12 protein-coding genes are annotated in these 12,724 nt (G+C 64.6%); 6 read left to right on the forward strand and 6 right to left on the reverse strand.

What is annotated here, in order from left to right; genetic code table 11:
- Window positions 1-188 precede the first annotated feature (188 nt).
- From NKL06_RS20925 to NKL06_RS20945, 5 genes are read left to right on the forward strand one after another with little or no spacing between them, the layout of a single operon-like run.
- Window positions 189-866 carry a beta/alpha barrel domain-containing protein gene (locus tag NKL06_RS20925; protein WP_023692039.1) on the forward strand — a complete coding sequence of 226 codons (678 nt, stop codon included), beginning with the start codon at window positions 189-191 and terminating at the stop codon, window positions 864-866.
- Complete coding sequence (locus NKL06_RS20930; protein ID WP_023692038.1) at window positions 866-2,323, forward strand: xylulokinase; 1,458 nt, start codon at window positions 866-868, stop codon at window positions 2,321-2,323. Before NKL06_RS20925 ends, NKL06_RS20930 begins: the two co-directional genes overlap by 1 nt.
- 14 nt (window positions 2,324-2,337) lie before the next feature.
- Complete coding sequence (locus tag NKL06_RS20935) at window positions 2,338-3,630, forward strand: iron-containing alcohol dehydrogenase (protein WP_081725345.1); 1,293 nt, start codon at window positions 2,338-2,340, stop codon at window positions 3,628-3,630.
- 7 nt (window positions 3,631-3,637) lie between these two features.
- On the forward strand, window positions 3,638-4,441 hold the full coding sequence (locus tag NKL06_RS20940; RefSeq protein ID WP_023692036.1) for an HAD-IIB family hydrolase: 804 nt from the start codon (window positions 3,638-3,640) through the stop codon (window positions 4,439-4,441).
- 2 nt (window positions 4,442-4,443) lie between these two features.
- On the forward strand, window positions 4,444-5,226 hold the full coding sequence (locus NKL06_RS20945; RefSeq protein ID WP_023692035.1) for a DeoR/GlpR family DNA-binding transcription regulator: 783 nt from the start codon (window positions 4,444-4,446) through the stop codon (window positions 5,224-5,226).
- A 10-nt stretch (window positions 5,227-5,236) separates the two neighbouring features.
- On the opposite strand, the gene NKL06_RS20950 is transcribed toward NKL06_RS20945, so the two are convergent.
- The 6 genes from NKL06_RS20950 to NKL06_RS20975 all read right to left on the reverse strand — a co-directional run bounded on the left by NKL06_RS20950 (window position 5,237) and on the right by NKL06_RS20975 (window position 11,116).
- A complete protein-coding gene (locus NKL06_RS20950; protein WP_023692034.1) occupies window positions 5,237-5,749 on the reverse strand; it encodes an L-2-amino-thiazoline-4-carboxylic acid hydrolase in 513 nt (170 codons plus the stop codon).
- A gap of 58 nt (window positions 5,750-5,807) precedes the next feature.
- A complete protein-coding gene (locus NKL06_RS20955) occupies window positions 5,808-6,584 on the reverse strand; it encodes an ATP-binding cassette domain-containing protein (RefSeq protein WP_023692033.1) in 777 nt (258 codons plus the stop codon).
- Entirely contained in the window at window positions 6,581-7,591 is a 1,011-nt protein-coding gene (locus NKL06_RS20960) for an ABC transporter ATP-binding protein (protein ID WP_023692032.1), read from the reverse strand. The genes NKL06_RS20955 and NKL06_RS20960 overlap by 4 nt, the downstream gene beginning before the upstream one ends.
- The gene (locus tag NKL06_RS20965; RefSeq protein WP_023807171.1) at window positions 7,588-8,418 is read right to left on the reverse strand and encodes an ABC transporter permease; all 831 of its coding nucleotides are present in this window, start codon (window positions 8,416-8,418) and stop codon (window positions 7,588-7,590) included. Before NKL06_RS20965 ends, NKL06_RS20960 begins: the two co-directional genes overlap by 4 nt.
- Window positions 8,415-9,401: an ABC transporter permease gene (locus NKL06_RS20970; protein WP_023692031.1), complete on the reverse strand. Its 987-nt coding sequence runs from the start codon at window positions 9,399-9,401 to the stop codon at window positions 8,415-8,417. The genes NKL06_RS20965 and NKL06_RS20970 overlap by 4 nt, the downstream gene beginning before the upstream one ends.
- Before the next feature lie 110 nt (window positions 9,402-9,511).
- Window positions 9,512-11,116, reverse strand: coding sequence for an ABC transporter substrate-binding protein (locus NKL06_RS20975; protein WP_031210410.1), 1,605 nt, complete (start codon window positions 11,114-11,116; stop codon window positions 9,512-9,514).
- 363 nt (window positions 11,117-11,479) lie between these two features.
- Here NKL06_RS20975 and NKL06_RS20980 point away from each other — a divergent pair, with 363 nt between their 5' ends.
- The gene (locus NKL06_RS20980; protein ID WP_023692029.1) at window positions 11,480-12,670 is read left to right on the forward strand and encodes a M24 family metallopeptidase; all 1,191 of its coding nucleotides are present in this window, start codon (window positions 11,480-11,482) and stop codon (window positions 12,668-12,670) included.
- Window positions 12,671-12,724 lie beyond the last annotated feature (54 nt).

Genomic DNA, 12,724 nt, shown 5'->3' on the forward strand with positions numbered 1-12,724 from the left:
GCGGTACGTCTCAGCGGCTTGAGCATTCTTCCCTCTCCCTAGAAGTCGTGCCTGGCGGGCCGGCGCCCGTTCTGTCATAAAATGTGTGGTACTGCAAATCAAAATGTGGCACCTTGCAACAAATGGCTGGGAGGTGTTAACAGACCGGCAGCAAACCGGCTTTCCCGACCAGGCGAGGGACCTTTCGGATGGACTTCATCTTCATGCTGACGCGCCACGATCGCACGGTCGAGGACTGTCTCGACCTGGTCGATTTGATCGAGCCGGTCGGCCTGAAGCATGTCGGCTTCAAGGATATTGGCGTCGCGCCGGATGTGCTGCGCAAGCTCGCTGTCGCCATTGGCCGGACAGGCGCCACCACTTACATGGAAGTTGTCTCGACGACGGCTGAGGCCTGCCTTAATTCCGCGCGCATCGCCAGGGATCTCGGCATCCAGCGCCTGCTCGGTGGTACTCAGGTCGACGAGATCATGGCGCTGCTGGAGGGGAGCGGCACCGAATACTACCCTTTTCCCGGGCGGCCGGTCGGCCATCCAACCAAGCTCGGCGGCTCGGCCGAGGACGTCGAGGCCGACTGCCGGGCCTTCGCCGAGAAGGGTTGTGCGGGATGCGACATCCTCGCCTATCGCGCCACCGAGGCCGACCCGGCCGAACTGGTGCGCGCAGCCCGGCGCGGGCTTGGTCCGTCGCGGCATCTGATTGTCGCCGGCGCCGTGGCATCAGCCGATCGGCTCAAGGCGATCAAGCTGGCCGGCGCCAACGCTTTTACCATTGGCACAGCGATTTTCGATGGCTCCTATTCGCCGACGAAAGGTTCTATCCTCTCGCAATTGCGGGATGTCCTCGCGGATTGCGAGCGCGTCTAATGCCAGTCATCGGCATCGATCTCGGCACACAAAGCCTGAAGGCGGTTGTTGTCGATGACGAATTGCAGCTGCGTGGCGAGGCCGGTGTGTTGTACCAACCGGCCTTCCCGGCGCCCGGCTGGGCCGAACAGAATCCGGCGCTGTGGCTCGCCGCGCTCAAGCCGGCGATTGCCGGCGCGCTCGACAAGGCTGGGCTTGCACCGTCCGATATCAAGGGTATTGCCATTGCCGGCCAGCTCGACGGCTGCGTCGCGGTCGACGACAGCGGTGAGGCGCTGGCGCCGTGCATCATCTGGATGGACCGGCGCGCGGTCGCAGAGATCGCCGGCATCGATCCGGACTTCATCCGTGAGCGCACCGGTCTCGTTCTGGACGCCACCCATATGGCGGCGAAAATCCGCTGGGCCGCGCGCAACCTGCCCGAAGCGCGCCGGGTGGCGCTCTGGCATCAACCGGTATCGTTCGTGGTCGCGGCGCTGTGCGGTCGTGCCGTCATCGATCACGCGCTGGCCTCGACAACCATGCTCTATGGACTGAAGGAGCACAACTATGCCGGCGATCTGCTGGCGGCCTTCGACATCGATGCGACCAAATTGCCCGGCATCGACGATGCATCTGAGATCGCCGGCGCCTTGACCCACGCCGGCGCCGAGCTCACCGGTCTGCCTGTGGGCACGCTGCTGGCGGTCGGCACCGGCGATGATTTTTCGGCCGCCATAGGCGCCGGGGTTGTCGTGCCCGGTGTCGTCGCCTGCAATCTCGGCACGGCCGAAGTGGTCGGCGCGGTGTCCGGCACGCTTCGCCTCGACCCCGGCGGCCTGGTCGAGACCCATGGCTTTCTCGGCGACGGCTATTTCATCTCCAACCCCGGATGGCTCTCGGGCGGCGCGGTGACGTGGTTTCTAACAACCTTCGGCGTCGATTCGCCGGCGGCGATGTCGGAACTGGCGGCGGCGGTGGTTGCCGGCAGCGACGATTTGCTGTTCCTGCCGGCCTTGTCCGGTGCCATGGCGCCGCGCTGGATCGCCGAAGCGCGTGCCGCTTTCTACGGCCTGACATCCTTCCACGGCAAAGCGGCCTGCGCTCGCGCAGTGCTGGAAGGCTGCGCCTTCGCCATGCGCGACGTTGTCGACCGGCTGGACGAGCTCGGCATAACAACCGGGCGCATCCGGCTCTCAGGCGGTGGCGCGCGCAGCCGGGTGTGGGGGCAAATCCGGGCAGATGTCAGCGGCAGGCCGGTCGAGATCGCGGGTGCGGCCGATGCCTCGCCGATCGGTGCGGCAATCCTTGCCGCCGCAGCCATCGGCCTTACCTCCTCAGTGCGGCAGGCGGCTGAAAGGCTGGCCGGCCACATCGAGACGATCGACCCTGATCCTTCCGCCAAGGCCGCCTACGACAGAAGTTACCGCCGGTATCGCACCTTGTTCGATGCCCTGACCCCGCTTCATGCTGACTGACCGGACTGCATCCTATGTCCAGACAAATGCTCGATCGCCTTATTGCCGGCACGCTGCCTGACCCGGATAGCCAGGGAATGCTGTCGGTGCCGCTGAAGACCATCGTCATAGGGCGCGGTCTCGGCGACGAAGCCGATGCGCTGGTCAAGCCGCTGCCGCTCGGCCGCAGGCTCGCCGTTGTCATGGATCCCGACACAAGGCTGGCTCTCGGCGAGAGAGTGTCCATTGCGCTGCGCGGCTCGATCGATGTCGACAAGATCATCCTGCCGCGCCATCCGCATCCCGACATGGACGCCGTGCGATCGGTGATCGCCCGCACGAAAGACGCCAGCGGTCTGGTCGCGGTCGGATCCGGCTCGATCAATGACATCACCAAATATGCCGCCCATCTGACCCAAAAGCCCTATGCGGTGTTCGGCACCGCGCCGTCGATGAACGGCTACACCTCGGTGTCTGCGGCAATCACAGAGGACGGCCTGAAGAAATCGCTGACGGCGAGCCTGCCGGTCGGTGTCTTCCTCGATCTCGATGTCATGGCGCGAGCGCCGCACCGGCTGATCGCTGCCGGCTTCGGCGATTCGATGGCGCGGCCGACCGCGCAGACCGATTGGCTGATGGCGCATCTTTTGCTCGGCACGCCCTACAGGCAGGCGCCGTTCATGCTTCTGGCCGAGGACGAGAAGGCGCTCATCGCCAAGGCCGGCGAACTCGGGACCGGCGACCTTGAGGCGATGGAAGTGCTGGTGCGCACGCTGGTCATGTCCGGTCTCGGCATGACACTGTGCGGCGGCTCTTATCCGGCCAGCCAGGGCGAACATCTGATCGCCCACTATATCGACATGCGGGGCCAGGGATTGCCTGAGGCGCATCACGGCGAACACATAGCGGTGACGACGTTGACGATGGCGCGGCTGCAGGAGCGCGTGCTGGCACTGCCGGAGCTGCAGCTCGCGCCGTCCGCGGATACGCCAGAACGCTTCATCGAGATCTTCGGCGAAACGCTCGGACGTTCCTGCTGGGCGGCATTCAAGCCCAAGCTGCTGGACCGCGAACGGGCAAACGCCATCAACACCATGCTGGCCAAGCAATGGCGCTCGCATCGTGAAAGGCTGGTGCGGGTGGCACGCCCGGCGCGCGAGATCGCGGCAGCACTGCGCGCCGCCGGCGCGCCGACCACGCCGCAGGAGGTTGCCATACCGGCTGGCTTCTACGACGAGGCGGTCGCCAATGCCCGGCTGATCCGCGACAGGTTCACCATGCTCGACGTCGCGGCTGCCTCGCTCGAAACGGTTGCGGCGGGAGCCTGAGCGGGTGCTGCGTCCGCTTGCCGACTTCACCGCGCTAGACCGGCGCAACATCGCCGTCGTTCTGACCGATATCGACGACACCTTGACCGACAAGGGACGGCTGCCGGCAAAAGCCTATGCGGCGCTCGAGCGGCTGAAGCAGGCCGGCTTCCTTGTCGCGCCGGTGACCGGCCGCCCTGCCGGCTGGTGCGACCTGATCGCGCGGCAATGGCCGGTCGATGGCGTGATCGGCGAGAACGGCGCTTTCTATTTCCGCTATGACGGCACTGCCAAGCGCATCGTTCGTCACTATGCCAGGAGTGCCGGGGAAAGGCAGGCTGACGCGGCGCGCCTGCGCGAGATCGAACGCGCCGTGCTCGCGGAAATTCCGGGTGCGGCGGTCGCCGCTGACCAGGCCTATCGCGAAGCCGATTTGGCGATCGATTTTCGCGAGGATGTCGCGCCGCTGCCCAAATCTGAAGTGCTGAAGATCGTCGCTATCTTTCAGCGCTATGGAGCGGCGGCGAAAATCTCGTCCATCCATGTCAATGGCTGGTTCGGCAAATACGACAAACTGTCAACAAGCCGGCTATTCTTGCGCGACTGTTTTGGTATAGACATAGACCACGACAAGGACAGCATTGTCTTCGTCGGCGATAGTCCAAACGATGCGCCAATGTTCGGCTTCTTCCCCAACAGCGTCGGTGTCGCTAATGTGCTGGACTTCGCCGGCGAACTTCCGGCATCTCCTGCCTTCGTCACAAGCGGGCGCGGCGCGCAAGGGTTTGCCGAGCTTGCCGACGCACTGATTGCTGCAAAGGGAATGGAATAATCATGGATCAGGGCCGACTGACGAAGAAGGAGCGGCACGCGCTTATCCTTTCGGAAGTGCGCCGGTCGGCGTCCATCCGCATCTCCAAACTTGCACGGCGCATCGGCGTCGCCGGCGAGACCATCCGCCGCGATCTCATCGAACTCGGCGATGCCGGGCTGATCAACCGCACCTATGGCGGTGCGACGATCTCGCTGGTGACATCAGAGCCGGTGATTTCGGAGCGCGGCCTGACCCTGGTCGAGGAGCGCGCCCGCATCGGCCGCGGCGCAGCGGGCCTGGTCCAGAAGGGCCAGATCGTGATGATCGATGGCGGTTCGACCACTTATGAGGTGGCGCGCAACCTTTCGCAGCTGAAGCGCGACCTGACCATCATCACCAATTCCACCGGCGTGGCCTCGGTGGCCGGCGCCAATCCGACCTTCCGCGTGCTGCTTTGCCCCGGGACCTATGACAGCCGCGAAGGCAGCGTGCTTGGCGAAGACACCGTCGAGTTCCTGCGCCGCTACAATGCCGACGTCGCCATTATCGGGGCATCGGGGATAAGCGCCGATGGTCCGAGCGACATGATCTCGGGCGCCGCAGCCGTTAAACGCGCAATGATATCGCGTTCATTGTCGACGGTGCTGGTGGTGACCCACGACAAGTTTGGCCGCAGCAGTCTCGAACGCATCTGCGGGCTCGATGACATTGCCGATATCGTCACCGACAGCGAACCGAAGGCCGACCTGCGCACTGCTGCCGAACAGGCGGGCACGGAGCTGCATGTGTTTGCCGCCGGCTGATCAGCATTGGCTATCCGGCGGCATCCCTGTTGGTCAGCGCGATGTGGCAGCAGCCGGGGCCGTGGCCCGGCGTCCAGGTGACATTGTCGAAGCGCACGCCCGTTGCCTCGAACAGACCACGGTCGAAAGCGCCGGCGATGCGGCAGAGCGTGGCGAGTTTTTCATCACCGACACCGGCCTCGACCCAGGCGTCCTTCAGCGGACAACGCTTCACCTTGAAGGCGATGTGGTCCGGCCCGCGCTCGACATCGGTCGGATACATCAGGCCGCCATCCGGGCTGACGGCCAAAAATGCCTCGCCGATGGCCGGCGCGTCGTTAGGTCCGAAACGGGCGAAGGCGGCGGCCGCCACCTCCTTGCCGCGCTGCTCGATGGTGCGGATCATGATCGCCTCGGCCTTTTCCGCGCCGAGTTCGCCGGTCAGCTCGTCGAGAAACAGGCGGTAGAGATCGGCGCGGTTGCGGAAGGCGAAATCGAGTTCGCGCGAGAGTTTTTCGGCTCTGGCTGCTTCGGGATCGGTCATGATGTGTCCTTGCCTTTGACCATGATCTTGTCCGCAAACGGGTTTGCACTTTGCGGGATCATGGCCGGATCCTGTTCAATCTTGGCGCGGCCGCCACCAGCGCCTTGCCGACCGCCGATTGCGGCCCGTCGATGATGGTGCGGGCGTCGCCGCTCTCGGCGATCCGCCCGGCGTCGAGAAGGACGACGCGGTGAGCGATCGCACGGACCACGCCGAGATCGTGCGAAATGAAGAGATAGGCGATCCGTTCCCTGGCTTGCAGGTCGAGCAGCAGTTCGAGGATCTGTCCGCGCACCGAAACATCGAGCGCCGACACTGCCTCGTCGAGCACGATCAGCGACGGGTTTGTCGCAATGGCGCGGGCGATGGCGACGCGCTGGCGCTGGCCGCCGGAGATTTCGTGAATGGCGCGCGGGGCGAGATCGGCTGCCAGCCCGACGCGATCCAGCAAGGCAGCAATGCGGGCCGGCCTCTCGGCGCGGGAAGCGATGGCATGGATGCGCAAGGGATCGTCAAGCACGCGAGCCACCGTGGCGCGCGGGTTGAACGCGGCGAGCGGATCCTGGAACACCATTTGCAGGCGCGCGCGCTTGGTGCGCAGGGCCGCACCCTTCAAGAGCAGAAAGTCATCGCCTTCGAACTGGACGGTGCCGACGTCGGGCTCGATCAACCTAAGCACCAGCCGCGCGATCGTCGACTTGCCGCTGCCGGAGGGCCCGGCCAGCGCCAGCGTCTCGCCGGGTTCGATGGCGAAGGAGACACCGTCGACGGCCGCGATGGCCTTGCCGCCACGACGGTATCGCTTGGTAAGACCGGAGACGGTGAGCAAGTTCATGCCGGCGCCCGTCGTAGCAGCGGATCGGCGTCGAGGCCGAGATGGGCGTCGAGCAGCGTTCGCGTATAGGCATGGCGCGGGGCGTTTATGATTTGCTCCGTCGGGCCGAGTTCGATCAGTTCGGCGTTCCGGAATACAGCGATACGCTCTGCGAGTTCGGCGGCCAGCGCGATGTCGTGGCTGATGAACAGCAGCGTCATGCCGTCCTCCGCCACCAGTTGCCGAATGAGGCTGACGATTTCGGCTTGCACAATGGTGTCCAGCGCGCTGGTCGCCTCATCGGCGATCAGCAGTTTCGGACCGGCTGCAATGGCCGCGGCAACAGCAACGCGCTGCTTCTGGCCGCCGGAGAGCTGGTGCGGGAAAGCACGCATGGCGGTTTGTGGGTCGGGCAGCCGGACACGTTGGAGCAGGGTTTTGGCTTTGGCGTAAGCTTGTGGCCAGTCGAGGCCGAGGTGGGTGCGGGCGACTTCGGCGATCTGTTTGCCGACGGTCATGACGGGGTCGAGGCTGGCGGAGGGGTCCTGGAAGACGAAACCAATGTCGCGACCGGGAAGGGGGAGCGTACTGGGTTCGGTTAATTTGAGAGGTCGGCGTTCCGTCACACCCCCCTCTGTCCTGCCGGACATCTCCCCCGCAAGGGGGGAGATTGGCAGCTTTGCGGCCAGCGCTCTTCCTGCAATGCCAGTGATTGGCGAAAGCGCAGATGAGAGCTTAATCTCCCCCCTTGAGGGGGAGATGTCCGGCAGGACAGAGGGGGGTGCCTTGACGCCTGCCTCTCCTGTCGATCTCAGGAACCAATCGATCCTTCCCTTAACCTTGGTTGACCCCGGCAGCAGTCCAGCCACCGCCAGCGCCAGCGTGCTCTTGCCCGAACCGCTTTCGCCGATAATCGCCAGCCGCTCGCCGGCAATAACATCCAGGCTGACCCCCTTCAGCGCCGTTACCTCGCTGCCATCGCTGAAATAGCGCACAGACAGATCGCGTATCTCAGCCAGTGCGGTCACGACAGGCTCCTCCGCACCGCCGTCGTTTCGACCACGCCTTCGCCGGTGAGATAGACGCCAAGCACAGTCAGCACCAAGGCGATGCCCGGAACGATCGACAGAAAGGGCGCGGTGCGCAGCACAGTGCGGCCCTCGGCGATCATGCCGCCCCAAGTGACGCGATTGGGGTCGCCGAGACCGAGGAAGGACAGCGCTGCCTCGGTGAGGATCGCGGCCGCCACGATCACCGAGGACAAGGCCAGCACCGGCGGCAACGCGTTGGGCAACACCTCGCGAAAAGCGATCTCAAGCGGATGCATGCCGATGACGCGAGCGCCGGCGACGTAATCGCGCTCGCGGATCGACAGCACTTCGGCGCGCGCTACACGCGCCGGTCCGGTCCAGGCGCCAAGCGCTATTGCCGTGACGACGACGCCGAGCGACGGCCCGACGACGCTGACGAAGGCCAGCGCCAGAAGGAAACTCGGCACGGTCTGGAAGGCATCGGTGATGCGCATCAGCCCCTCGTCGACAAGGCCGCCGGCAAAGCCGGCCAGCGTGCCGACGACCGCGCCGATGAAGAGTGCCGCCGCCGCCGCCCCCAGGCCGACCGCCAGCGAGGTGCGGGCGCCGTGGAACAGTTCGGCCAGCACGTCACGGCCGAGCCGGTCGGTGCCGAGCGGCAGCGACCAGTCCTGGAACGGCGGCAGCAGTGCTGGTCCGGCAATGGCCTGCGGGTCGCCGGGGAAGAGCAGCGACGCAAACAGCGCCATGGCGAACAGAAGCGCCAGGATGATCGCGCCGGCGACCGCTTCCGGCCGGCGCAGGAACCGCGGCAGCGCGCTCACGCGCTGGCCTCGCTGGCGCCGACGCGCGGGTCGAGGAAGGCGTAGGCAATGTCGACGGCAAGGTTGACGGCAATGACGAGGACGGCGCTGGTGAGGATGATGCCGAGCAGCAGCGGCGTGTCGCGCGAGGCGACCGCTTCCTGCGCCAGCCGGCCGAGGCCGGGCACGGCAAAGACGCTCTCGATGACGACGCTGCCGCCAAGCATCTGCGCCGATTGCAGGCCGAGCATGGTGACCAGCGGCAAGAGCGCGTTGCGGGCGACATGGGCGAGCACGATGCGGCGGCGTGACAGCCCCCGGGCGCGGGCGGCGAGCACAAAATCCTGCCGCCACGCCTCGGCCATGCCGGCGCGCATCATGCGCAGATAGAGCGCGAGATAGATGAAGCCGAGCGCGGAAACCGGCAGGATGAGATGGACGGCGATGTCGGTGGCGCGGTCAAAACCGGTCTTGTCCGAGGCCAGGCTCTCGATGCCGCCGATCGGCAGCCAGCGCAGGTCGACGGCAAAGACGACGATCAGCACCAGGCCAAGCCAGAAACCCGGCACGGCATAAAGCGCCAGCGAGCCGATCGACAGGAAGCGGTCGCGAAAGCTGCCGGGTCTGGCGCCGGCATAGATGCCGAGCGCCGAGCCGAGCCCGAAGGAGAGCGCGGTGGCGGTCACCATCAGGAGCAGTGTCGTCGGCAGGCGTTCCAGGATAACATCGCGAATTGGCCGCGAGAAGGTAAAGGACTGGCCGAGGTCGAAATGCAGCAGCGCCCAGAGATAGTTCGCGAGCCGTGTCAGCTCGGACTGGTCGAGGCCCCAGCGATGACGCAGCAATTCGATCATGCCGGCGTCGCCGCCGGTCGAGACGATGTAGGCGTCGACCGCGTCACCGGGGGCAGCTTCCAGGAGGAGGAATGTGCCGATGATGACGATCAGCAGCACGAAGATGCTGCCGACGAGGCGACGGCGGATGAGGGTGAGGGCGCGGGTCATGGGAAAGGCATAGCGCTGCGCCAGTCGGGAGAGGTGCGGTGTGACGAAACGCGGCCCTACGCCATGCCTTCACACCAATTTCTTTGCGAACTTTCATCCGCGCAAATGTGTCACGATTCCAGATAGGTGTCCGCCCAGTTCGACACCGCCCATCGCGGGTTGTTGGCGATGTTGCCCACGGTATCGCGCGCGACGCTGATGAAGCTCCATTCGGCGACGTTGATCAGCGGCAGGTCCGCCGCGACCTGTTTCTGGAATTCCTTGTAGAGGTCGGTGCGCGCTGACGTATCCAGCGTCTCCGAAGCCTTGGCGATCAGCGCGTCGAGCGCGGCGTTCTTGTAGCCGCCCTGGTTGGAGAACGGCACGCCGTCGGGAATGCCGCTCTGCACCAGGATGGTGGTCGAGATCGCCGGGTCGCCGCGGAACACCGGCGGGCCGACGGCGAGGTCGAAGGCGTGGTCGGTGTAGACGGCCTTGATGTGCGCGGCCGAGTCGTTGTTGACGATCACGGCGTCGATGCCGATTGCCGCCAGCGCCTGGCGCAGATAGTCGCCGAACTGTTTGGTTTCGTTGAAATAGGGTGCCGGCAGGAGTTTTAGCGCAAAACGCTTGCCGTCATCGGCGCGCTTGTACCCCGCGTCATCGAGCAGGGCGTTGGCCTTGGCGACGTCGAAGGGATAGGTCGGCACGTCGGCGGTGTAGAATTGCGGGTCGTTCTTCGGCACCGGGCCGGTGGCGGCAGCGGCATAGCCGAGGAACACCGTCTTGACGACAAAATCCTTGTCGATGGCATGCGCGATCGCCTGGCGGACCTTCACGTCGGCCAGTTCCTTGCGGCGATGGTTGATCTCGACGACAAGCTGATAGGTCAGCCCCTCATAGCCCTTGGAGATGACCTTCAGGCCCGGCACCTTGGAGATGCGGTCGAGATCGGCGAGCGGCACGGCGGAGAAGGCGGCGAGCTGGATCTCTTCGGCCTCGAGCGCCGCTGCAGCCGACGTGCGGTCGGGCAGCACCTGGTAGATGATCTCGTCGAGATACGGCTCGTCCTTGGCCCAGTAATCCGCATTCCTGGTCAGCTTGTAATACTGGCCGGCCTTGTATTCGCCGAACTTGAACGGTCCGGTGCCGATGGGTGCATTGTTGGCCGGGTTGTCCTCGATCTTGCCGACCTCGTAGATGTGCTTCGGCACCACGCTTGACAGCGCCGGCAGCGCGTTGCGGATCAGCTGGAACGGCGTTGGCTTGGCGAATTTGAAGACGGCGGTCAGATCGTCAGGGGTGTCGACGCTGGCCAGATCCTTGAACACGGTGCGGCCGAGATTTTGCAGCGGCTTCCAGATCTGCAGCGCGGAGAAGGCGACGTCGGCCGAGGTGAACGGCTCGCCGTCATGCCACTTGACGCCGTCGCGCAGTTTGAAGGTCACCGACAGCCCATCGGCAGCACCTTCCCAGGAGAGCGCAAGGCGGGGTTCCAGTCCGTCCTTGCCTTCGAACGAGGCTTCGGCCAGCGTTTCGACGATCTTGCTGGAGATGAAGAAGACGCCGTTGGAGGCGACGATGGCCGGATTGAGGTTGCGCGGCTCGGAATCGGCGGCAAGCACCAGGCGGCCGCCCTTCTTCGGCGTCTGCGCCCAGCTGAATGTGGGCATGGCGGTGGAGGCCAGCAGTAAAACTGAGCCGCCAAGCAGCGTGCGTCTGGAAATATCCGACATGATCAACCTCCGTCCTCTCCGCGACCAGATGGGCGCACCCCTCGGATCTGGCGGCACCCGCCAGCATCCTGGCGGCGATTATGGCCCTTGCCAAGGGTTTCGCCAGAGACGGAATTGGCGCATCTTTGCTTGGCTTTGAAATTTTCGTCCTCTGGACCAGTTTTAGAGGTGGCCCTTTCATTCTGGAATTCTGGTAGGACCAGATTGCCTTAGTGTGCAGCAATGACGAGTGGTGACAGCCTGCCGAAGCAATTTAACCTGTTTCTGGCTGGACCAGAGTTAACGAAATGGTGCAGATTTGATCGAAGCCAAGGGATTGGACGCAGTACGGCCGGCGATCCCACTGATATCACGGAGAGAAAGATGAACATCGCCCCGGGCAAGAGCGCCGTCAGCAATATCCCGTTCGATCAGGTGAGGGTCGACCGGCTGATGGAAGAGGCCGGCATCGATGTTCTGCTCGCGACCTCCAAGCACAACACGCAGTATCTGCTTGGCGGCTACAAGTTCATCTTCTTTGCCGCCATGGATGCGATCGGCCATAGCCGTTACCTGCCTATCGTCCTCTATGAAAAGGGCGGGCCCGGTCATGCCGCCTATATCGGCAACCGCATGGAAGGCGCCGAGCACCAGAACAACCCGTTCTGGACGCGGACGCTGCATGCCGCCTGCTGGGGCACGCTCGATGCTGCCAATCTTGCGGTCGAGCACATCAGCAAGATCGGCAAGGCCGGCGCCCGCCTCGGCATCGAGCCGGCCTTCCTGCCGTCGGACGCCTATGCGCTGATCCGCAAGGCGTTGCCGGATGCCAGGCTGATCGACGCGACCGGCATGCTGGAGAGCATGCGCGCCATCAAGACGGACGCCGAGCTGGAAAAGCTGCGTACCGCCTCCGAGCTGATCACCGATTCCATGTTGGCGACCATCCGGTGGGCGCATGAAGGCACGACCAAGGCGGAGATCATCGAGCAGCTGCGGCGTGAGGAAACCAATCGCGGCGCGCATTTCGAATATTGCCTGCTGACGTTGGGCGCCAGCCACAACCGCGCGGCGTCACCGCAGGCGTGGAAAAAGGGCGAAGTGCTGTCGATCGATTCCGGCGGCAATTATCACGGCTATATTGGCGATCTCTGCCGCATGGGCATTCTGGGCGAACCGGATGCCGAGCTTGAGGATCTATTGGCCGAGGTCGAGACGGTGCAGCAGGCGGCGTTCTCGAAGGTGAGGGCAGGCACCATCGGCGGCGACATGATTTCGCATGCCGAGGGTGTGCTGAAGGCCTCCAAGGTCGCGCCCTACACGGATTTCTTCGCCCACGGCATGGGCCTGATCACGCATGAGGCGCCGTTCCTGATGACCAACCATCCGGTGACCTATGAAGGCACCTATGCCGCCAAGCCGCTGGAGACAAACATGGTGCTGTCGGTGGAGACGACCATGCTTCACCCGACGCGGGGGTTCATCAAGTTGGAGGACACGTTGGCGGTGACGGATGCGGGGTATGTGATGTTTGGGGATCGGGCACGGGGGTGGAATAGAGGTGGGATAGCCTAGCTCGGCGCTACCCCCTCACCCGGATTGCCATCCGAATTGCGAAGGGCAATTCGG

It is taken from the genome of Mesorhizobium sp. C268A, assembly GCF_040324475.1.
Lineage (GTDB): Bacteria > Pseudomonadota > Alphaproteobacteria > Rhizobiales > Rhizobiaceae > Mesorhizobium.

Excerpts from the sequence above, each read along its gene's own strand:
- NKL06_RS20980 (WP_023692029.1), top strand. The coding sequence starts at position 11,480 with ATGAACATCGCCCCGGGCAAGAGCGCCGTCAGCAATATCCCGTTCGAT.
- NKL06_RS20975 (WP_031210410.1), bottom strand. The coding sequence starts at position 11,116 with ATGTCGGATATTTCCAGACGCACGCTGCTTGGCGGCTCAGTTTTACTG.
- NKL06_RS20945 (WP_023692035.1), top strand. The coding sequence starts at position 4,444 with ATGGATCAGGGCCGACTGACGAAGAAGGAGCGGCACGCGCTTATCCTT.
- NKL06_RS20925 (WP_023692039.1), top strand. The coding sequence starts at position 189 with ATGGACTTCATCTTCATGCTGACGCGCCACGATCGCACGGTCGAGGAC.
- NKL06_RS20930 (WP_023692038.1), top strand. The coding sequence starts at position 866 with ATGCCAGTCATCGGCATCGATCTCGGCACACAAAGCCTGAAGGCGGTT.
- NKL06_RS20950 (WP_023692034.1), bottom strand. The coding sequence starts at position 5,749 with ATGACCGATCCCGAAGCAGCCAGAGCCGAAAAACTCTCGCGCGAACTC.
- NKL06_RS20970 (WP_023692031.1), bottom strand. The coding sequence starts at position 9,401 with ATGACCCGCGCCCTCACCCTCATCCGCCGTCGCCTCGTCGGCAGCATC.
- NKL06_RS20935 (WP_081725345.1), top strand. The coding sequence starts at position 2,338 with ATGTCCAGACAAATGCTCGATCGCCTTATTGCCGGCACGCTGCCTGAC.
- NKL06_RS20955 (WP_023692033.1), bottom strand. The coding sequence starts at position 6,584 with ATGAACTTGCTCACCGTCTCCGGTCTTACCAAGCGATACCGTCGTGGC.